Raw genomic sequence first — 20,881 nt, 5'->3', positions numbered from 1 at the left:
ACATTACGCCACCGAAGTCTGTGACTGGCGTATTTCCTCCGGACCGTTGACGTCCTTCACGATGAAAGGTGCGCTCGATAAAAAGCACCACTCGCGCGGGGGAAAAGCCAACTCAAACGGTTCGCCAGAAAGCGTGAGGTTGGGATTGTAAGCGGGATCCCATTCCAGCTGACTGCCCCATCGACGCTTCATGAACTCCACTTCACCCATGAAACGCGTCCATTTCTCCGTCGTGTCTTCATGTCCGCGCGACGCAGATTCGTGATGGTAAAGCTCGGCAAATGGCGTCCATATGTTGGTATAGCCAAGCTGCCTCAGCCGCAGGCAGAAATCGATGTCGTTGAAGGCGACCTGCAAATCGGTGTCCAGACCACCCGCTTCGAGATAGACCTCACGCCGCACCATCAGGCAGGCGGCGGTGACTGCACTCATGCCCTGCACCAGCCTTGCCCGCGCCATCTGTCCCGGGAAGCCGCGCGGCATGCCGGAGTAAGGATGCGCCGCCACGCCGTGTACCCCGGTCACCACACCGGCATGCTGGATGGTGTCGTCGGGGTAGTACAGCATGGCTCCCACGGCACCCACACGTGGGCGGAGCGCCTGACTCGCCAGCTCCTCCAGCCAGTCCGGAGTGATCACCTCGACGTCATTATTGAGCAGGCAGATCAACTCGCCGCGGCAACCGCCCACGGCATCGTTATTGATGCTCGAGTAGTTGAACGGCTGATCGTGCTTGCGCACCCGCACCTTCGGGTGATCATTGAAACTGGAGAGATACGCAAGCGACTCCGGCTCGACGGACTGGTTGTCCACGACGAGGATCTCGTAGCGCGGATACGTCGTCCGCTCCAGAATCGATTCCACGCACCGGCGCAACAGGTCCAGCCGATCCCGGGTCGGCACGATGATGCTGATCGACGGCGGCGATGTGGGCGTAGGGTAACGGACGCGGAATGCACCCATCATGCCGTCGATCTCGAGCACTTCGGCCGCCACGCCGGTCCGCTCGAGATGCCCTTGCAGCGCACGGCGACCGGCTTCGTGGGCGTAGCATTTCTCGCCCACGCCCTGTGCGGTCGATCCCGCAATCGCCCGCCAGTGGTAGAGCACCACCGGCACATGTCCAATCTGCTCCGGTGCCAGCCGCTCGCTACAGCGCAGCGCCAGATCCCAATCCTGGCTGCCTTCCAGCCCTTGGCGGAAACCGCCTACAGCATTCACCAGCGCCCGCGAATAGACGCCCAGATGGCTGACACAGTTCTGCCCGAGCAACAGGTCGGGATTCCAGTCGGGTTTGAAGTAGGGATCATAGCGCTGCCCATCGGCGTTGATCTTGTCCTCGTCCGTGTAGACGAACTGCCATTGCGGATGACGCCGCCATGCCCCGATGACCGTGGCCAGCGCCACCGGATGCAATTCGTCGTCGTGGTCGAGCAAGGCGATCCAATCGCCCTGGGCAATGGCCAGCGCGCTGTTCGACGCTGCCGAAATATGGCCGTTGCTCTCGCGCCAGATGATGCGGATCCGCGAATCGTGCGCGGCGTAGTGCTCCAGCACCTCGCGTACCTGCGGCAGGGTGGACGCGTCGTCGCATATGCACAATTCCCAGTGTGGATAGGTCTGCGCAAGCACACTGTCCAGGCAACGCCGCAGCCATTTCTCGGGAGTGTTGAAAGTGGGCAGCAGGATAGAGACCAGCGAGTCCGGGGACATTTCGGACGACACGCGGGACTGGTCATACAAATTCAGCCAGCGCTCGTAGGTCGGCGCCTTGATGTTGCCATGGGCAACATATTGTTCATGCAACCACGACGCGAAGGCGTGGCGACCGCCCAGCCCCCGCAGCTTGCGCCAGGCATCCAGCATCAGTTCGCGATGACCGGAACCTTGCGTCACGCGGCTCTTCGCCACCGCGCGCAGCATGCGCCAGGCGGCCCCGATGCGGCCGATCCGCCTGAGTCCGAAGCCCTCCACCCGGAACCTGCATGGAGCACTGGCGGGGTCGAAGCGCAGCCGCTGGACGGCGAACGGGAACAACACCACACCAACATGACGCCGCGCACCGCGTCGCACGAAACCCAGGTACAGGGACCAGGTTTCGTGCATACCGTAGCCGTAGTCCATGTAGAGCATCGGCTCCAGCCAGTCACCATCGATGTCCTCCAGCTCGATCGAAAGGCGGTACCAGCCCGCTTTCAGGGGAAAGCCCCCGGCTATGCATGCAAACTTCGGATCGTTGCCGCTGGCCTGCCACCAACCCGGTCGGCCCGCCGCCGGCTCCAATTGGTCGAGTGGCTGCAGAGCCAGCGACATGCCACGCAACCGCCGACGCCAGCGGCCCAGGGCGCTACACAGGCCGTGCCACAGCGATGGATACATGGAAGATAGGCTCCGCTGCTCACTGCCCACGCTTGATGAACCTCCTCAGCCGAGGCCAGAAGCCACGCCTTGCCAGCAGATTGATACCCTGCTGGAGCTGCTGCAGGGCGAGCGTCACTTCCTCTCGCTGTTGCGAGAATGCATGGGTCAGGCTCTGCACCTCGTCCCGCTGCTGCGAGACCGCCTGGGACAGATTCTGCACCTCGCCCCGTTGCTGCGAGAACGCCTGGGCCAGGCTCTGCATCTCACCCCGTTGCTGCGAGAACGCCTGGGCCAGGCCCTGCATCTCGCCCCGTTGCTGCGAGAACGCCTGGGACAGGTTCTGCACATCCACTCGTGCGCGCGCATACCGACGCATGCTGACGGCAGCCTGTTGTTCCAGCAGACGATGCAACGCGGGATCGGAAACCACCAGTTCGTAATCGACGCGGATGGTGATTTGCAAGCCGTCGTCGCCGACCACTTCTGCAAGAGCACTGCCGATCTCGAACTCCACATTCGGATCGCCATCAAAACTGACCAACCGCAGGGTATGCATGCCGGCAGCATCCACCCATTCGCCGTTGACATGACCCAGTCGACCGGGCAACTGCGGTAACTCTTTCACGTGCGAATCGGCTCCCTCCTGCAGCATGACCCGCTTCAAACCGTAGATCCCGGGGAAGTCGGCCGGATCGAACCGCAGGTAATCCGGACGAATGCCCACCGGCAAACGGAACTGCAGGTCCACCGTATCGTCGGTGGCATCGACCGGCTGGGAGATCATGCGGCTTTCGTCGTAGGCCTCGTCCCGCCCCCGATAGAACAGCTGGCAGACCACCGGCTGTGGTTCGGTGACCGCCGTCGTCGGCCGGTCGTCGCCATCCACCAAGGTGCCGGCCAGCGCTTCGAAAAAGCCGCGCATCGCTTCAGGCGAATCGCCGGCCTCCCGCATGAAGGCCGAGAATGCCGCCGGCAACTGCGAACCCACAGCCACCACGCCCAGACCGTGGCTGTGCCTGAAGTCGAAACAGGCGTACCGGCTCGACAGCTCCCCGAAGAATCTGTCGACGCCGAAACCGCGTTCGCGCTCGCTCGTGTCGTGCAACAGCACCACGGCACGATCGCTGAGCTTCGGCAGCCAGCTTTTGAAGTCGTGGCGCACCGCGTCGTACGTGTGCAGTCCGTCGATGTGCAGCAGGTCGATGCTGCCGTCCTCGAACTGCCCCACGGCACCGTCGAAGCTGGCGCGCAGCAATCGGGAAAAATCGCCATATAGCGGGTCATGCCGAGAGCGAAGCGACCGATAGACCTGCTCTCCGTAATGCAGGGCATGTTCATCGCCTTGCCAGGCATCCACTGCCGTGCACCGGCAAGACAATTCCAGCGCGCGCACCGCCTGACAGAACGCCATGTAGGAATTGCCCGAATGGGTGCCGAGCTCCACCAGGCAGCGTGGCCGCAGAAGGTCGACGACAAGATAGGCGAACGGGATATGGCCGACCCAGCCGAAGGGCGGCACGATGCGTGGCCGCATCAACACCAACGAATGGTTTTCGAGGTGAAAATTACGGTTCATGTGCTGCCCGTTCCAGTCGTACATCGAGCATGGGTATGCCGATCAATCCCGAAGCAAGAGTGCCGCCTATTGCCGTGAATCGTAACGCTTCGTGCAGCCAGTGCTGGATCACGTGCTGCTCCTGGGTTCCTTCGGCCAGGCCGGCCGCGACGAAATAGTCGCCCGGAAGTAATCGCGGCATGACAAAGCGGAAACTGGCATGCAGTGTTTCACCGGGAGTGACCGCGAAGTCGCCTTCGTGGCAGAGCACCGTGTTGTCGCCAAACAGTAGCTGGCCAAGCCGATCCTTCACGTAGAAGCCCACGATGACGTTGTCGATCGCACCCTCTGCGAGAAGATCGATTTCCAGCGTCGCGCATTCGCCGGCCACGACCATCGCCACCGCATTCCCGCTTTCGTTGCGAAACGCCACGTGCGTGATTTGCGCCTTGCATTCTCCGAACCCTTCGATATCTGGCTTGAATGGAAAGACCCGGAGATCGTTGCGCAGAGTCGAGCGGTCCATCAGCTCCTGCCGCGAATCCACCTGAGCGGGAAGCATTTCGCGCGCCTTGTGAAGCCGTGTTGGTCCGCGCGCGCTTGCCCCGCCCTGGCGTTCGATCACGGAGGCCTCGATATAAGCCTCCATCACCGTACGCGCATTGCCGATGCGCTGCACGCGGCCGCGCTCCAGCCAGATCGCCCGCTCGCACAGGCTGGTCACCGCGCCACCGTCGTGACTGACGAAAAGCATGGTGCCGCGCTTTCGGAATTCGCGCAGATAGCGCATGCACTTCTGCATGAAGAAGGCATCGCCCACGGCCAGTGCCTCGTCGATGATCAGGATATCCGCGTCCACGTGCGTCACCACGGCGAAGGCCAGGCGCATCACCATGCCGGTAGAATAGCTACGCACCGGCTGGTCGACAAAATCACCGATCTCGGCATAGGCAAGGATGTCGTCGATACGCGCATCGACCTCGCTGCGGCTCAGGCCGAGGATCGAGGCATTCAGATATACGTTCTGGCGACCGGTGAATTCGGGATTGAAGCCACTGCCGAGCTCGAGCAGGGCAGCTACCCGACCATGGACGGCAGTACGGCCCTCACTGGGCCTGAGCGTGCCGGCGATGAGCTGGAGCAAGGTCGACTTGCCGGCGCCGTTGCGGCCGACGATGCCCAGCGTCTCGCCACGCCGAACCTCGAAATCGATCCCGCGCAATGCCCAGAATTCGCGATAGAAGCGCTGCCTGCCGCCAATCAGGCTTTGCAGCATCCGATGTACCGGCTTGTCGTAGAGCTGATAGCACTTGCCGAGCCCGCGGACCTCGATCACGGCTTCGGTATTCGGCACTGCCAGGGTCGGAACCGACTCAGAGGACATCGGCAAACCCATCCCGAGTGCGCTGAAACCAGAAATAGCCGAACAGCAGCACGGCCAGCGCCGCCAGTGTATACAGGCCGAGCGCATGCCAGTCCGGTGGCTGTCCGAACAGCACGAGCTGACGTGTCTGTTCGATCATCGTGGTCAGTGGATTGAACACGATCCAGTCACGGTACGGCTCCTTCAGATTCGACGCCGGGTAGAACACCGGACTCAGGAACATCAGCATGGTCGAAATCACCCCTGCAACCTGGGTGACATCGCGAATGAACACGCCCAGCGAGGCCATCAACCAGCTCACGCCACACAGCAACAGCACGTAGGGCGCATACAGCACGGGCAGATACAACACGGTGGGATGCAAGGCGTGCTTGGAAAGCAGCACGAAAATCAGCAATACCACCAGGCTGAGAAAGGCGTTGAAAAGAGACGAGGCCACCATCACGCAAGGCAGGATGGCCAGCGGGAACACCACCCGCTTGACCAGGTTGCTCTGCGAGACGATCACGGTCGGCGCACGCACAAGGCACTCGCTCAGCAGCGAGTGCACGATCATCCCGCAGAAGATCATCAGCGAAAAATCGATCCCCGACGCCATGTTCGGCCAGCGCATGCCCAGGAATACGCGGAAGGCCAGCGTATACACGGCCAGCATCAGCAACGGGTTGAAGAACGACCACAGCAGGCCGAGGAACGACCCGCTGTAGCGCCCGGCCACATCGCGCTTGGCAAGTTCCCAGAATACGTCCCGCCTTGCCCAGATGCGCCTCGACAGCGACATGTTTGCTGCTTCCATCCTTATCCTGCACCTTGCCCGAATATCGCCAGACCCCGAAGCGTCGCCGACCAGCCGCCTGTAACCATCTGCCTGCTCCCCAACTCCGCCATCATTCAATGGCAAACTATGTGCTTGTTCCGCCGGACGCTGGCCTGGCTGCTCCGGTCAAACCATACCAGCCGCAGACGCACCATTCGCGCCCGAATGTCCGTCCATATGACACCAAAGAAGGTGCAATGAACAGCCCATCCAATCACATCCATCCAGTACTGGTCACCGGCGGAGCCGGTTTCATCGGCGCCAATTTCGTACTGCAGGCGATCACCGACGGCCTGCGGGTCATCAACCTGGACAAGCTCACCTACGCCGGCAACCCGGACACACTGGCATCGTTGCATGGCAACGACCGCCATCATTTCGTTCACGGCGATATCGGCGACCGGACGCTGGTGGCCAGGCTGCTGGCCGAACACCGGCCGGACGCCATCGTCAATTTCGCCGCCGAATCGCACGTGGACCGCTCGATCGACGGCCCGGCCGAGTTCGTGCAGACCAACGTGGTCGGCACGCTGGCCCTGCTCGAAAGCGCCCGCGACTACTGGCGCAGCCTCGAGGGCGCCGCCCGCGACGGCTTCCGCTTCCTGCATGTATCGACCGACGAGGTCTACGGCTCGCTGGGCGCCGAGGGCAAGTTCACCGAGACCACGCCATACGCGCCGAACTCGCCCTACTCCGCGTCGAAGGCTGCCTCCGATCACCTGGTGCGTGCGTTCCACCACACCTACGGCCTGCCGGTGCTGACCACCAACTGCTCGAACAACTACGGGCCGTACCAATTCCCCGAAAAACTCATCCCGCTGGTGATCCAGAAAGCGCTGGCCGGCGAATCGCTGCCGGTCTACGGCGACGGGAAGAACATACGCGACTGGCTGTTCGTGGGCGATCACTGCAGTGCGATCCGCCGCGTACTGGAGGCTGGCCGCGTCGGCGAAACCTACAACGTGGGCGGCAATGCCGAGCGCGAGAACATCGCGGTGGTGAAGACGATCTGCGCCCTGCTCGACGCTAGCCAGCCGCTGGCAGGCGGCAAGCCGCGCGAATCGCTGATCAGCTACGTGAAGGATCGCCCCGGCCATGATCGCCGTTACGCGATCGACTCCGGCAAGCTGCAGGGCGAACTGGGCTGGAAGCCGTCGCAGACTTTCGAATCGGGTATCGCGCAGACGGTGGACTGGTATCTCGCCCACCAGCCGTGGGTAAAACGCGTGCTCGACGGCAGCTATCGCATGGAGCGGCTCGGATCATGAGTACCCAGAAAGGCATCATCCTCGCCGGCGGTTCCGGCACCCGGCTGCATCCGATCACCCGCGCGATCAGCAAGCAGTTGCTGCCGGTGTACGACAAACCGATGGTCTACTACCCGCTGGCCACCCTGATGCTGGCCGGCATCCGCGAGGTGTTGCTGATCAATACCCCGCACGAGCAGGACATGTTCCTGCGTCTGCTCGGCGACGGTTCGCAGTGGGGCATCGATATCCGCTACGCGGTGCAACCGTCGCCGGACGGCCTCGCCCAGGCCTTCACCATCGGCCGCGACTTCGTCGACGGCAAGCCCAGCTGCCTGGTGCTGGGGGACAACATCTATTACGGCCACGGCTTCACCGAACGACTCAAGCGCGCCGCCGCCCGCGAGCATGGGGCGACCGTGTTCGGCTACTGGGTGAAGGATCCCGAGCGCTACGGCGTAGCCGAGTTCGACGCCAGCGGCAAGGTGATCGGACTGGAGGAAAAGCCCGCGCAGCCCAAGTCCCACTACGCCGTCACCGGCCTGTATTTCTACGATGCCCGCGTGTGCGATTACGCCGCGGCGCTGAAGCCCTCGCCCCGTGGCGAACTGGAAATCACCGATCTCAACCGCTGCTATCTAGACGACGGCTCGCTGCACCTGGAGCAACTGGGCCGCGGCTTCGCCTGGCTTGACACCGGCACGCACGAATCGCTGATGGAAGCGGGCAACTACATCCAGACGATCGAGAATCGGCAGGGCCTGAAAGTGTGCTGTCCGGAAGAGATCGCCCACTTCAACGGCTGGATCGACGACGAGCAGTTGCTGCGCCTGGCCGAGCCGCTGGCCAAGACCGGCTACGGCCAGTACTTGCAGAACCTGGTGCGCGAGGGGCACGCCCGATGAAGGTGATCGAGACCGCCCTGCCCGGCGCGCTGATCCTGGAGCCGCAGGTGTTCGGCGATGCCCGCGGCTTCTTCTACGAGAGCTACAACGAGGCGAAGTATCGCGAGGCCGGTGTCGACCACCGCTTCGTGCAGTCCAACGTGTCGCGCTCGGCGCGCGGCGTGCTGCGCGGCCTGCACTACCAGTGGCCGAACCCGCAGGGCAAGCTGGTCAGCGTGCTCGAGGGCGAGGTCTACGACGTGGCGGTGGACATCCGCCGCGGCTCGCCCACGTTCGGCCGCTCCATCGGCGTGATGCTGACGGCCGACAACCATCGCCATTTCTGGGTGCCGGAAGGCTTTGCACACGGCTTCTGCGTGGTCTCCGACTTCGCCACCTTCAGCTACCAGTGCACGGCGCTGTACGACCCGAAGGCCGACGCCGGCATCCGCTGGAACGACGCGGCGCTCGGTATCGACTGGCCGATCAGCGCACCGCTGTTGTCGGACAAGGACGGCAAGACGCCACTATTGCAGGACGTGGATCCCGGGCGGCTGCCGGTCTTCGTGCCGTGAACATCCTGCTGCTGGGCGCCAATGGCCAACTGGGCCGAACGTTTCTCGAACATGGCGGCCTCGCCGCCAGCGGCAACCTGGTCGCCGCCAGCCGCGATGGCGCGCATGGGGCAACCGTCGATCTGGCCAATCCGGCCAGTCTGGCCGCCACGCTCGACCGCATCCAGCCGGACCTGATCGTCAACGCCGCCGCCTACACCGCGGTCGATCGTGCCGAGCAGGAACAGGCGCTGGCCAACCTTGTCAATCGCGACGCCGTCGGCATGCTCGGCCACTGGGCGGCGGCGCACGACGCGCTGATGCTCCACTACTCCACCGATTACGTATTTGACGGCCGCCAATCGCAACCCTATGCGGTGGATGCGCCCACCGCGCCGCTCGGTGCCTACGGCCGCAGCAAGCTGGCGGGCGAACAGGCGCTGCAGGACAGCGGCGCGAAGCATCTGACCTTTCGCACCGCCTGGGTCTATGCCGCGCACGGCAGCAATTTTCTGCGCACCATACTGCGCCTGGGCGCCGAACGCGAGGAACTACGCGTGGTGGCCGACCAGCACGGTGCGCCGACCGACACCAGCCTGATCGTCGAAGCCAGCCTGGCTGCCCTCGCTCGCTGGCAGCACGCCGACCCGACGCAGCGCGCGTCGCTGAATGGCACACACCATCTGGTCGCCAGTGGCGCCACCAGTTGGCATGGCTTCGCCAGCGCAATCTTCGCGCAGGCCGTCGCGCGCGGACTGCTCGCCCGTGCGCCGCGGGTGCTGCCGATCACCACTGCCGATTACCCGACGCCGGCGCAGCGACCGGCCTGGTCGCTGCTGGACAATCGCGAATTCCAGCAGACCTTCGATTTCCCGCTACCCGACTGGCGCGACGGACTGGGCCAGGTGATCACCCACCTTGTCCCACCATCAACGTAGGAGCCCGCTCGCGGGCGATGCTCCTGCTCTGATGCCTCGATGAAAGATCAAAGCAGGAGCATCGCCCGCGAGCGGGCTCCTACCGGTCGTTCGAGGCACATGGCCCCGGGCAGACACGGATGGCCTGTTTGGCTCACAATCTTGTGGATTCTCTCCATGGCAACCTGCGGAACGACATGTTGATCCCCCTCATCCTCAGCGGCGGCAGTGGCACGCGGTTGTGGCCGGTGTCGCGCAAGAACCTGCCCAAGCAATTCCTGGCGCTGGCTGGCCGGGGCACGCTGTTCCAGCAGACCGTCGCGCGCACCCGGCAGTTGCCGGAGGTGGCCGCGCCAATCGTGGTGGCCAGCGAAGACCATCGATTCCTCGCTGCCGATCAGTTGCTGGAAGCTGGCATCGAGGGCGCCACCATCGTGCTCGAACCACTGGCACGCAATACCGCGCCGGCGATCGCGCTGGGAGCGCTGCAGGCACTGCAGCGTGATCCCGAGGCGATCCTGCTGGTGTTGCCGGCCGACCACCTGATCGGTGACCAGGCCGCCTTCGTCGAAGCCGTGCAGCAGGCGTGGCCACTGGCCGAAAAGGGCTGGTTGGTCACGTTTGGCGTGCGCCCGGATCGCGCGGAAACCGGCTTTGGCTACATCCGTCACGCCGAAGCGATCGACAACCACGGTTTCCGGGTCGGTCAGTTCGTCGAGAAACCCGACCAGGCCACCGCCGAATCCTATCTCGCCGATGGCAGCTACGACTGGAACTCCGGCATGTTCCTGTTCCAGGCCTCGCGTTATCTGGAAGAGCTCGCCGCCCACGCCCCCGTGATGCTGGCCGCCGTGCGCGAGGCGCATGCAAAGGCCAGCACCGATCTGGATTTCGTGCGCGTCGATCGCGACGCGTTCGCCAGGGTGCCCGACGACTCGATCGACTACGCGGTGATGGAAAAGACGCAGCGCGCCGCGGTCATCCCGGTCAGCTGCGCGTGGAGCGACATCGGCTCGTGGTCGGCACTGTGGCTCAGCGGCGGCAAGGACGCCGACGGCAACCTGCGCGAAGGCGACACCATGCCGGTGGACACCCGCAACTCGCTGCTGCGCTCACACGATCGCCACCTGCTCGCCACCGTCGGCGTCGACGACCTGATCGTGGTGACCACCCCGGACGCCACCCTGGTTGCACATCGCGACGCTGCGCAGGACGTGAAGAAGATCGTCGAACAACTGAAGGCCGCCGGCCGCAGCGAACACTCTTTGCACCGCATGGTCTACCGGCCGTGGGGCAACTACGACTCGCTGGAAGAAGGCGAGCGCTTCCAGGTCAAGCGCATCGTGGTCAAGCCGGGCGCTTCCCTGAGCCTGCAGAAGCACCATCACCGTGCCGAGCACTGGATCGTGGTCTCCGGCACCGCCGAAGTCACCTGCGACGACAAGGTGTTCCTGCTCGGCGAAAACCAGAGCACCTACATCCCGCTGGGCAGCAAGCACCGCCTGCGCAATCCCGGCAAGGTCGCGCTGGAACTGATCGAGGTGCAGTCCGGCAGTTATCTGGGCGAAGACGACATCGTGCGCTACGACGATGTTTATGGGCGCGTCTGAATGATGCTGGGCATCTGCGGTCTATGAAAGTAATTCGCGTTTAGCTACCTCCGCCCCTTCATCCACGCAACAAGTCCCCCGCCTCGGCGGTATGAAAATGCCTCTTGAAAGCCACCTCGCCCGCGGCAGGCTCCTCCAGCTCGCGCGCATGCCGATGCCCTGCATACACCGCATGCGCGATCAGGCCGGGCGCTTCGGCGTCGCCGATGCAGCGCAGTGAACGGATGCCGGCGTCGGCCCATTCGGCTTCGCGCAGCAGCAGGTCCTGATACAGCGCATCGTGCGGCAGCCGCGCGGTAATGGTGACCACAGCATCGCAGGGCTGTTCGCGCTGCCGGTGATCCCAGACGTTTTCCAGGCTCAGCGTGCTGCCGCGGAATGCGCTGATGTCGTGCGACACCAGCGCCTCGATGCCGAGTTCGGCCATGCGTTTGCGGATATGCCGGTAGTCCAGGGTGTGCTGGCTCCACGGCGCGATGCTGTCTTCCGGCGTCACGTAGACCACGTCGCAGCCACGCTGGCGCAGCAGCTCGGCGGCGACGCTGGCGTAGTAGAAACCGTCGTCGTCGAACACCGCCACGCGGCCTTCCGGCAAACGGCCGTCCATCAGGTCGTCCGGCGTGTAGATGCGCGCGCCGCCGGTGAAGCCGTCGATGGCGGCGCCGTGGCTGCGGCCGTAGCCGTCGCGGCGCCAGTGGCAGCCGGTGGCGAGCACCACGTGTTCGGCGCCGAAGTCGAGCACGTCCTGCGCGGTCAATGCCGAATCGAGATAGACGGCCACATTCGCGAGCTTGTTGATCTGGCCAACGCGCCAGTCGCGCACGCGCGCCCATTCGGCCAGGCCCGGCATGCGCGCTTCGCGGGTGACACGTCCACCCAGTTCCTTGCGTGCCTCGGCCAGGTTCACCTCGTAACCGCGCTGGCCCAGCGCGCGGGCGGCCTCCAATCCCGCAGGACCTGCGCCCACCACCAGCACGCGGCTGGCCGAGCGCTTCGGCGCGATGCGTTCGGGGTGCCAGCCCTTTCGCCATTCCTCGCCCATGGTCGGGTTCTGCGTGCAGCGGATCGGCGAGATGGTCATGTCGCCGGAAACGCAGATGTTGCAGCCGATGCATTCGCGGATGTCGTCGCTGCGCCCTTCCTCGATCTTCCTCGGCAGGAACGGATCGGCAATGGATGGCCGCGCACAACCGATCATGTCCAGCACGCCGCGCTTGAGCTGCGAGACCATGGTGTCGGGCGAGGTGAAGCGGCCCACGCCGACCACCGGCTTGCTGGTGGTCTTTTTCACGAAGTCGATGAACGGCTCCTGCGCACCTTCGGCGGCGAAGCGCGAGGGCACCGAGTCGTTGTACCAGGCGGCGAGGTTCACGTCCCACAGGTCGGGCAGCTCGGCCAGCATGGCGACGATCTCCTTCGCCTCGGCCAGCTCGACGCCGCCGGGGCCCAGCAATTCCTCGGTGGCGAAACGCAGCGCCACCGCACAGGTGTCGCCGACGGCATCCTTGGTGTCTTGCAACACTTCGCGCAGCAGCCGCACGCGGTTTTCCAGCGAGCCACCGTATTCGTCGCTGCGCTGGTTGCGCCGGCGCTGCAGGAAGTGCATCGCCAGCGACAGGTCGTGCGCGGCATAGACGTAGATGATGTCCATGCCGGCGCGGCGGCCGCGGATCGCCGCCTCGCGATGCCAGCGGCGGTATTCGCGGATGTCGTGCCTGGTCATCGCCCGCGCCTGCGACGGATAGCCGTATTTGGACGGCTGGTGCGACGGCGCAATCAGTACTTCGCGCGAATACAGGTTGGACGCGGTGGGGCCGTTGTGGGTGAGCTCCAGCGCGGCCAGCGCGCCGTGCGCGTGCACCTTATCGCACATCAGCGCCAGCGCGGGGATGTCGCGGTCGTCCCACAGCCGCGCTTCCACGTACGGAGTGAGGTCGCCGCTGGGGTGGATCTCGCATTCCTCGGTGGAGACCACCGCCCAGCCGCCCTCGGCCTTCACCTCGCGCATCGCCGCGTGCGCCAGCGGCATCGCATGGCCCATGCCGTTGCAATGCGGCACCTGGAAGAAGCGGTTCTTCGCGGTGACCGGGCCGATCTTCAGCGGGGTGAACAGGAGGTCGTAGCGGGGATCGCGCATCGTGCTCAGGCCTCGAGGGGAGCGGCCGGCTTGCGGCGCAGTCGCATGAAGACATACAGCGGCAGGCCGGCGGCGATCAGGCCCACCGCATACACGAACGGCTCGCCGCCGATGCCGACGAAGGCGAACACCACATAGGCCACGCCGACGCCGGCCACCAGCAGCACGCGGCGCCCGCTGCAGCCCGGCGTGCCGCGCCGCCACAACACCGCCAGCGCCAGCGCGCAGCACAGGTACAACGGCAGGTTGGCGGCAGTCACCACGCGGGTGAGGAAGGTGAACGCGGCCACCAGCGAGCGGCTGTAGCTCATCCACACCATCACCGAAGCCAGCACCCCGGTGATCAGCAGCGCGATCGCCGGGGCGCCATGGCGGTTGCCGCGGGTGAACAGCGGCGGCAGCACGCCGTTGTCGGCCATGGTGCGGGTCAGCTGGCCGGCCAGCAGGGTCCAGCCGTTCAATGCGCCCAGTCCGCTGATCACCACGAACAGCGCCAGCCAGCGACCGAAGCCGGCGCGACCGAAGCGGTCCATCAGCAAGGCAAACGGCGCGCTGGCGTTGGCCAGCACGTCCTGCCGCAGCAACAGTAGCGGCACGGTCGAGACGACGACGTAGATCAGCGCGACCAGCACGGCACCGGCCATGGTGGCGCGCGGAATGGTGCGACCGGGATCATTTACGCGGCTGGCCGGAATGCTGGCCGACTCGATGCCGAGCATCGCGAACAGCGCGATGGTGGAGGCGGCCATCACGCCGGCGAACGTCACCGGCGTGGTCGGCGGATGCGCCACGTAACTGCCCGGCGAAGTCAGCAGCACCCAGCCGCCGAGCAGCGCGATCGCCAGCATCGGCAGCAGCTTCAGCGTGGTGGTGACGATCTGCACCACGCCACCAGTGCGTACGCCGAACAGGTTGACCAGCACGAACATCCACACCAGCGCCAGCGCGAACCACACCGGCGGGACCACATCGAGCCCCGGCATCACCACGGTCAGGTAGCCGACCACGCCGGTGGCCAGCGCCGCGTTGGTCAGCCACAGCGAGACCCAGTACGCCCACATCGACATGTAGGCCGGCAGTTCGCCGAGCGTCTCGCGAACATAGCCGTAGGGACCATCGGCGCCCGGCAGCGCGGCCGAAAGATGCGCGAACACCCGCGCCAGGGTGAGACAGCCGAACAGGGTGATGCCCCAGCCGATCAGCGCGTTGAAACCATACGGCGCCAGCGAGGACGGCAGCAGGAAGATGCCCATCCCGATCACGTTGCCGACCACCAGCGCGGTGCAGGTCCAGAAGCCGATCCGGCTGCGATCACGCATGGCGGCCCTGCCGGTCAGTTCAGCGGACGCAGAAGCGGGCGGCACACGCTCATGCGGACTCGCCGGCGGGGCCGGCGTACGCCGCCCGCAGCAGGTTCTGGAAATGCCACACGCCGCCCTCGCGCTTCGGACACAGCCGGCCGGGCGTGTAGGCACCGGAGGCCAGCCCGCGCTGCACCGCCTCGCAGATCCCGATGTCCTCGTTCTGCACTTCGTCGCTGAAGCTGCGGTCGGCGTCCATGCGTGCCTGCGCCTTGGCATCCTGCGCGTAGTAGTAGTCGAACACGATGCGGCAGCGGCCCGGGCCCAGCGGCAGGATGCGGTTGGTCTGCAGTCGGCCCGGCATGATGTTGAGCATCACGTTGGGATAGATGAAGTAGTAGAACGCCTCGCCGTCGCCGTAGATGTCGCTGCTGTTGCGCAGCGGCGAGGACTGCAGCGAATGCCAGGCGAACAACTCGGTATCGTAGGCGCGGTAGTCGAGCACCTTCGACAGGCCCGGGTGCACGTGCGGCAGGTGGTAGCCCTCGAGGAAGTTGTCGACGTAGACCTTCCAGTTGCAGTCGATGTCGTAGGTGTCGCGGCGCAGGTAGCGCATCGCCGCCAGGTCGATCGGCGCGATGCGCTCGGCAATGCCGGCATAGACCTCGTCGAACGGCGGCACCTCCTCGTCCAGCGCCACGAATACCAGCCCCTGCCACTCGTGCACGCGCAGCGGCGGCAGGCGGATGTCCTCGACCCGGAAATCGCAGGCATCCTGCATTTCCGGCGCGCTGCGCAGCTGGCCTTCGAGGGTGTAGGTCCAGCCGTGGTACTTGCAGTGCAGCGCCCGTGCGCCCTTGCCGTTGCACAGCGCCAGCGGCCCGGCACGGTGGCGGCAGACATTGGGAAAGGCGCGCAGCACGCCGTCCTGTCCGCGCACCAGCAGCAGCGGCACGCCGCCGATCTGCTCGATCACGTGGTCGCCCGGCCCGGCCAGTTCTTCCCGGTGTGCCACCAGCTGCCAGCTGCGCGCGAACACCGCACGCTGCTCCATCGCCAGCATCGCCTCGCCCGCGTAATAGCGCGCCGGCAAGGCACGCGCGCGGTTGAGCTCCTTGGCTATCGTGTCATCAGGCATGACGGATTCGACCCCTGGATGGAATGGACGCGACAGCGGTCTTCGACACCATCCGCAGGCTCTGCGCGTTCCGACCAGTGTATGCCCGATTCCGTCCTGCGTGGGCGGCACGGTGGCGGCCTCGTGATCGCGCCCACTATCACCCGGCCATGTTCGGATGTAGATTGGGGCGATCCTCCTGAGGAGCCGCCGTCGCCGATGCCATGCGTTGAGTTCTTGCTGCGTCGCGCGGAATTTGACTCGCCGCGGACGGCCATCCTGCCACGGCGAACCCGGTCATGAGCCAGGTGTCGGCGACGGGTACCCTGGACCAGGCGCTGGCGCATGCCGGGCGCCTGCTGGAAACCGACCCGGCACAGGCGATCGAGCAACTCGACGAAATCCTGCAGGTAGCCGAAGGACACCCGGCCGCCTTGCGGCTGCTGGCCATCGCGCGATCGCTGCAGGGCGATCCGCAGGGTGCACTCGATATCCTGATCCCGCTGGCGCGCAGCCAGCCGAAATGGGCCCTGCTCCACGTCGACGTGGGCGCGGCGCTCGGACGCGCGGGGCGCGGCCAGGAAGCGATCGACGCGCTGCGCCGCGCGGTGACGCTGAAGCCCGACCTGCCGCAGGCCTGGCGTGCGCTCGGCGACCATCTGATGGCGGCCGGCGAACAGGAGGAGGCGGATGCCGCCTACGCCAATCACGTGCGCTATTCCACGCACGATCCACATTTGATGGACGCCGCCGTGGCGCTCGCCGAGGATCGGATCCCGCAGGCCGAGGCCCTGCTGCGCGAACACCTGAAACAGGCGCCCACCGATGTCGCCGCGATCCGCATGTTCGCCGAAGTCGCCGCCCGGGTGGGTCGCAACGAGGACGCCCTGAACCTGCTCGCCCGCTGCCTGGAGCTCGCGCCCAGCTTCCATGCCGCACGCCAGAACTACGCGCTGGTCCTGCATCGCAGCAACCAGCCCGGCGCGGCGCTGGTGGAAATCGAGCGACTGCTGGCGGTCGACCCGGACCATCCCGGTTATCGCAACATCAAGGCAGTGGTGCTGTGCCGCACCGGCGACTACGAACCGGCGATCGCCATCTATGCCGACCTGCTGCAGCGCTATCCGGGCAACCCCAAGGTCTGGATGAGCTACGGCCACGCATTGAAGACTGCCGGCCACACCGACCGTGCGATCGCCGCCTACCGGCGCAGCCTCGAATTGCAGCCCTCGTTCGGCGAGGTGTGGTGGAGCCTGGCCAACCTCAAGACGTTCCGCTTCAGCGGGGCCGATCTCGCGCTGATGTCCGCGCAACTGGCGCGCATCGAGCTGTCGGACGAGGATCGCCTGCATCTGGAATTCGCCATCGGCAAGGCGCTCGAGGACGCGGCCGAATACGCATCGTCTTTCGAACACTATGCACAGGGCAATGCCATCCGCCGCGCGCAACTGCATTACAGCGCCGACGACACGCATGCGCGCGCGCAGCATATCCGCCAGCAGTACAGCGCAGGATTCTTTGCCGCGCGCGCCGGCACGGGCAACCGGGCGCGCGACCCCATCTTCATCGTCGGCCTGCCGCGTTCCGGCTCCACCCTGATCGAGCAGATCCTGTCCAGCCACAGCCAGGTGGAGGGCACGATGGAGTTGCCCGAGGTCACCTCGATCACGCGCATGCTGCGCGCGCAGGGCGACGAGGACGGCGCCATGCCGTACCACCAGGTGCTCGCGGCGCTGGATGCCGATGCACTGCACGAACTGGGCGAACGCTATCTCGCGCACACCCGGATCCAGCGCAAGACCGCGGCGCCCTTGTTCATCGACAAGATGCCGAACAACTTCATGCACATCGGGCTGATCCACCTGATGCTGCCGAACGCGACCATCATCGACGCGCGCCGGCATCCGCTGGCCTGCGGCTTCTCCATCTTCAAGCAGCACTTTGCCCGTGGCCAGGGTTTCAGCTACAGCCTGGAGGACATCGGGCGCTATTACCGCGATTACGTGGCGCTGATGGCGCACTTCGACGAGGTGCTGCCCGGTCGCATCCACCGGGTGATCTACGAGCACATGGTCGAGGATACCGAGGCCGAGGTGCGTCGGCTGCTCGATCACTGCGGGCTGCCGTTCGAGGAGTCCTGCCTGCGCTTCTTCGAGAATGCGCGGCCGGTGCGCACCGCCAGTTCGGAACAGGTGCGCCAGCCGATCTACCGGGACGGGGTGGATCACTGGCAGCATTACGCGCCCTGGCTGGGGCCGTTGAAGTCGGCCCTGGGGTCGGCGCTGGAGAGTTATCCGGGCGCGCCCGATCCGGGGTAGGCGCCGCCGTTTCCGCTGGATTGTCGTGAACTTGAAAGGGGAGTAACCATGCACGAAAAAAGATCCGAACTCGGTGTCAGGACGCAACCGCTGCGATTGATCCGCCTGCCGCTTGCGGCGGCCATCTGTTTCGCCATGGCTGCGCCGGCGCTCGCCCAGGACACCGGACAACCGGCGAACCCGACCACCACGCCGACCGCAAAGCAGAAGACCACGACGCTAGGCGTGGTCACCGTGACCGCGCAGAAGCGCACCGAGGACTTGCAGAAGGTGCCGATCAGCATCAGCGTGCTGGCATCGGATCAGCTCCAGGCACTGCAGGTGCAGAGCTTCAAGGATTACGTGAACTACCTGCCCAGCGTCACCTTCCAGCAGGGCGGCGGCGGCATCGCCACCGGGCCCGGTTTCGCCTCGATCTACATGCGTGGCGTGGCCAGCGGCGGCAATACCAACCACTCCGGCTCGCAGCCGAGCGTGGGCGTGTACCTCGACGACCAGCCGGTGACCACGATCCAGGGCCCGCTCGACATCCACATGTACGACATCGCGCGGATCGAGGTGCTGGCCGGCCCGCAGGGCACGCTTTATGGCGCCAGCGCCGAGGCGGGTGCCTTGCGCATCATCACCAACAAGCCGGATCCCAGCGCCTTCGCCGCCAATTACCAGATCAGCACCGACAAGGTCGCCCACGGCGGCATCGGCGAGACTTTCGACGGCATGCTCAACATCCCGCTCAGCAAGAGCGCGGCGATCCGTCTGGTCGGCTGGCACGAACACGACGCCGGCTACATCGACAACGTGGCCGGCTCGCGCACCTTCCCGGTGTCCGGCATCACCGTCAGCAACGCCCCCGGCTGCGTACCCAGCGCCAACAATGCGCCCAGCTCGAGCAACCAGTGCTTCGGCCACGCCAAGAAGGACTACAACGACGTCAACACCAACGGTGCCCGCGCAGCGCTGAAGGTCGACCTCAACGACAACTGGTCGATCAGCCCGACCCTGATGGGGCAGCAGACGATTTCGCACGGCACCTTTGCCAGCGATCCGATGGTTGGCGACCTGGCGGTGACCCACTTCTACCCGGAGCGCGTCGACGACCGCTGGTGGCAGGGCGCGCTGACCGTGCAGGGCAAGATCGGCAACTTCGACCTGACCTACACCTACGCCCATCTCAAGCGCAACCAGGAAGAGCAGACCGACTACAACGACTATTCCTTCTGGTACGACCAGTTGCCCTACACCTATGGCAACTATATCTACGACAACAGCGGCGCGCTGATCAATCCGTCCGAGTTCATCACCGACCGCGATCACTACACCATCAGCAGCCACGAGTTGCGCATCGCGTCGCCCAGTGACGATCGGCTGCGGCTGGTCGCCGGCGCGTTCTGGCAGAAGCAGAAACACGACATCATGCAGGACTACCAGATCAACGGCCTGGCCGACTCGCTGGCCGTGCCCGGCTGGCCGAACACGATCTGGCTGACCAAGCAGATGCGCTACGACCACGACGAATCGGTCTTTGGCGAACTGTCCTGGGATTTCATCCCCGACGTACTTACCGGCACCGTGGGTGATCGCTATTTTCGCACCCGCAACAATCTGTACGGCTACTACGGCTTCAGTTCGGGCTTTTCGCCGAATTCGGCTTACGGCCAAGCCGGCTGCGTTTCGCCGCAACCGTTCGAAGGCGCCCCATGCCTTGACTTCAACAAATCGGTGCGTCAAACCGGCTCGCTCAGCAAGTTCAATCTGACCTGGAACATCACGCCCAGCAAGATGCTCTACCTCACCCGGTCCAAGGGCTTTCGTCCCGGCGGCATCAACCGCATTGCCGCAATACCGCCCTACCAGCCCGACTTCCTGACCAACCTCGAACTTGGCTGGAAGACCACGTGGTTCGACAACCGGCTGTCATTCAACGGCGCGGTGTTTCGCGAAACCTGGAACCATTTCCAGTTCAACGTGCTTGGCCCCAACGGCCTGACCATCATCAAGAACGCCAACTCCGCGCGCATCACCGGACTGGAATCGCAGCTCAACTGGCAGGCCAGCTACAACCTCAACCTCAGTGCCGGCGTGGCCTTCTACAACGCCAAGCTGACCGCGCCGTATTGCGGCTTCATCGACGCCAGTGGCAATCCGTCCACCGACTGCCCGGCAGGCACGCTCAACCCGTCCACCGGCGAAGACGGACCACAGGCACCCACCGGCTCGCGGCTTCCGATCACCCCGCGCTTCAAGGGCAACCTGATTGCGCGTTACTCCTTCAATCTTGGCAGCAACGACGGCTTCGTGCAGGCGGCTTTCGTGCATGTGGGAGAACGCACGACCGACCTGCGAACCATCGAAAGCGGCCTGCTCGGCGATCTGCCTGCCTACAACTCGCTCGACCTTTCCGCCGGTATCCAGAAAGACAACTGGACAGTGAAGATCTACCTCGACAACGCGTTCGACAAGCGTGCAGCGCAGTACAAGTTCAGCGAGTGCGGCGTGACCATCTGCGCAGCGCATTACGACCCCACCACGGGTTACGGGTCGGCCGTGTATCCGAATGGACAGGTCTATACCGGCTTCAGCCAGCCGCGTACCTTCGGCATCAGCTTCAAGCAGGATTTCTAGCCACTGAAACGAACGAAAGGCCCCGGCGCAAACCGGGGCCTTTCGTTGGCGAACACG

Annotated in this window: 14 protein-coding genes; 7 read left to right on the top strand and 7 right to left on the bottom strand. The window is 64.9% G+C overall.

All coding sequences use genetic code 11. The annotated features are described in order from the left end of the window. Positions 1-3: 3 nt before the first annotated feature. The 4 genes from B0E47_RS13335 to B0E47_RS13320 all read right to left on the bottom strand — a co-directional run bounded on the left by B0E47_RS13335 (position 4) and on the right by B0E47_RS13320 (position 6,081). Positions 4-2,313, bottom strand: a complete 2,310-nt coding sequence (locus B0E47_RS13335; RefSeq protein WP_077514801.1) for a glycosyltransferase family 2 protein — start codon at positions 2,311-2,313, stop codon at positions 4-6. Positions 2,314-2,398: 85 nt separating this feature from the next. Further along, on the bottom strand, positions 2,399-3,937 hold the full coding sequence (locus B0E47_RS13330) for a class I SAM-dependent methyltransferase (RefSeq protein ID WP_217318934.1): 1,539 nt from the start codon (positions 3,935-3,937) through the stop codon (positions 2,399-2,401). Further along, a complete protein-coding gene (locus tag B0E47_RS13325; RefSeq protein WP_254422925.1) occupies positions 3,927-5,312 on the bottom strand; it encodes an ABC transporter ATP-binding protein in 1,386 nt (461 codons plus the stop codon). Before B0E47_RS13325 ends, B0E47_RS13330 begins: the two co-directional genes overlap by 11 nt. Next, a complete protein-coding gene (locus B0E47_RS13320; RefSeq protein WP_254422924.1) occupies positions 5,290-6,081 on the bottom strand; it encodes an ABC transporter permease in 792 nt (263 codons plus the stop codon). The genes B0E47_RS13325 and B0E47_RS13320 overlap by 23 nt, the downstream gene beginning before the upstream one ends. Positions 6,082-6,314: 233 nt before the next feature. Here B0E47_RS13320 and rfbB point away from each other — a divergent pair, with 233 nt between their 5' ends. From rfbB to B0E47_RS13295, 5 genes are all read left to right on the top strand, one after another. Beyond that, positions 6,315-7,385, top strand: coding sequence for a dTDP-glucose 4,6-dehydratase (rfbB, locus tag B0E47_RS13315; protein ID WP_077514799.1), 1,071 nt, complete (start codon positions 6,315-6,317; stop codon positions 7,383-7,385). Continuing rightward, positions 7,382-8,269, top strand: a complete 888-nt coding sequence (rfbA, locus tag B0E47_RS13310) for a glucose-1-phosphate thymidylyltransferase RfbA (protein WP_077514728.1) — start codon at positions 7,382-7,384, stop codon at positions 8,267-8,269. The genes rfbB and rfbA overlap by 4 nt, the downstream gene beginning before the upstream one ends. Then, complete coding sequence (gene rfbC, locus B0E47_RS13305; protein WP_077514727.1) at positions 8,266-8,823, top strand: dTDP-4-dehydrorhamnose 3,5-epimerase; 558 nt, start codon at positions 8,266-8,268, stop codon at positions 8,821-8,823. Before rfbA ends, rfbC begins: the two co-directional genes overlap by 4 nt. Then, positions 8,820-9,740: a dTDP-4-dehydrorhamnose reductase gene (gene rfbD, locus B0E47_RS13300; protein ID WP_077514726.1), complete on the top strand. Its 921-nt coding sequence runs from the start codon at positions 8,820-8,822 to the stop codon at positions 9,738-9,740. The genes rfbC and rfbD overlap by 4 nt, the downstream gene beginning before the upstream one ends. A gap of 176 nt (positions 9,741-9,916) precedes the next feature. Next, on the top strand, positions 9,917-11,329 hold the full coding sequence (locus tag B0E47_RS13295) for a mannose-1-phosphate guanylyltransferase/mannose-6-phosphate isomerase (RefSeq protein ID WP_077514725.1): 1,413 nt from the start codon (positions 9,917-9,919) through the stop codon (positions 11,327-11,329). A 58-nt stretch (positions 11,330-11,387) separates the two neighbouring features. On the opposite strand, the gene B0E47_RS13290 is transcribed toward B0E47_RS13295, so the two are convergent. The 3 genes from B0E47_RS13290 to B0E47_RS13280 are packed head-to-tail and all read right to left on the bottom strand — an operon-like array spanning position 11,388 to position 15,905. After that, positions 11,388-13,466, bottom strand: coding sequence for an FAD-dependent oxidoreductase (locus B0E47_RS13290; protein WP_077514724.1), 2,079 nt, complete (start codon positions 13,464-13,466; stop codon positions 11,388-11,390). A 5-nt stretch (positions 13,467-13,471) separates the two neighbouring features. Further along, positions 13,472-14,785: an amino acid permease gene (locus tag B0E47_RS13285; RefSeq protein ID WP_077514723.1), complete on the bottom strand. Its 1,314-nt coding sequence runs from the start codon at positions 14,783-14,785 to the stop codon at positions 13,472-13,474. A gap of 49 nt (positions 14,786-14,834) precedes the next feature. Beyond that, positions 14,835-15,905, bottom strand: coding sequence for an SRPBCC family protein (locus tag B0E47_RS13280; protein ID WP_077514722.1), 1,071 nt, complete (start codon positions 15,903-15,905; stop codon positions 14,835-14,837). A gap of 278 nt (positions 15,906-16,183) precedes the next feature. Here B0E47_RS13280 and B0E47_RS13275 point away from each other — a divergent pair, with 278 nt between their 5' ends. Both B0E47_RS13275 and B0E47_RS13270 read left to right on the top strand, forming a co-directional pair. After that, a complete protein-coding gene (locus B0E47_RS13275; protein ID WP_077514721.1) occupies positions 16,184-18,202 on the top strand; it encodes a tetratricopeptide repeat-containing sulfotransferase family protein in 2,019 nt (672 codons plus the stop codon). A gap of 48 nt (positions 18,203-18,250) precedes the next feature. After that, a complete protein-coding gene (locus B0E47_RS13270) occupies positions 18,251-20,824 on the top strand; it encodes a TonB-dependent receptor (RefSeq protein WP_174566987.1) in 2,574 nt (857 codons plus the stop codon). The last annotated feature ends 57 nt before the right edge of the window (positions 20,825-20,881 follow it).

Origin of the sequence: Rhodanobacter sp. B05 (genome assembly GCF_002001085.1) — a bacterium.
Classification (GTDB): Bacteria; Pseudomonadota; Gammaproteobacteria; order Xanthomonadales; family Rhodanobacteraceae; genus Rhodanobacter.
The sequence above is the reverse complement of the archived record's forward strand: the minus strand, read 5'-3'. Positions and strand labels throughout refer to the sequence as shown.

Coding starts and splice junctions, on each gene's coding strand:
- B0E47_RS13280 (WP_077514722.1), bottom strand. CDS start 15,905: ATGCCTGATGACACGATAGCCAAGGAGCTCAACCGCGCGCGTGCCTTG.
- B0E47_RS13285 (WP_077514723.1), bottom strand. CDS start 14,785: ATGCGTGATCGCAGCCGGATCGGCTTCTGGACCTGCACCGCGCTGGTG.
- B0E47_RS13295 (WP_077514725.1), top strand. CDS start 9,917: ATGTTGATCCCCCTCATCCTCAGCGGCGGCAGTGGCACGCGGTTGTGG.
- B0E47_RS13335 (WP_077514801.1), bottom strand. CDS start 2,313: ATGTCGCTGGCTCTGCAGCCACTCGACCAATTGGAGCCGGCGGCGGGC.
- B0E47_RS13290 (WP_077514724.1), bottom strand. CDS start 13,466: ATGCGCGATCCCCGCTACGACCTCCTGTTCACCCCGCTGAAGATCGGC.
- rfbB (WP_077514799.1), top strand. CDS start 6,315: ATGAACAGCCCATCCAATCACATCCATCCAGTACTGGTCACCGGCGGA.
- B0E47_RS13330 (WP_217318934.1), bottom strand. CDS start 3,937: ATGAACCGTAATTTTCACCTCGAAAACCATTCGTTGGTGTTGATGCGG.
- B0E47_RS13320 (WP_254422924.1), bottom strand. CDS start 6,081: ATGTCGCTGTCGAGGCGCATCTGGGCAAGGCGGGACGTATTCTGGGAA.
- B0E47_RS13270 (WP_174566987.1), top strand. CDS start 18,251: ATGCACGAAAAAAGATCCGAACTCGGTGTCAGGACGCAACCGCTGCGA.
- B0E47_RS13325 (WP_254422925.1), bottom strand. CDS start 5,312: ATGGGTTTGCCGATGTCCTCTGAGTCGGTTCCGACCCTGGCAGTGCCG.
- rfbA (WP_077514728.1), top strand. CDS start 7,382: ATGAGTACCCAGAAAGGCATCATCCTCGCCGGCGGTTCCGGCACCCGG.
- rfbC (WP_077514727.1), top strand. CDS start 8,266: ATGAAGGTGATCGAGACCGCCCTGCCCGGCGCGCTGATCCTGGAGCCG.
- B0E47_RS13275 (WP_077514721.1), top strand. CDS start 16,184: ATGAGCCAGGTGTCGGCGACGGGTACCCTGGACCAGGCGCTGGCGCAT.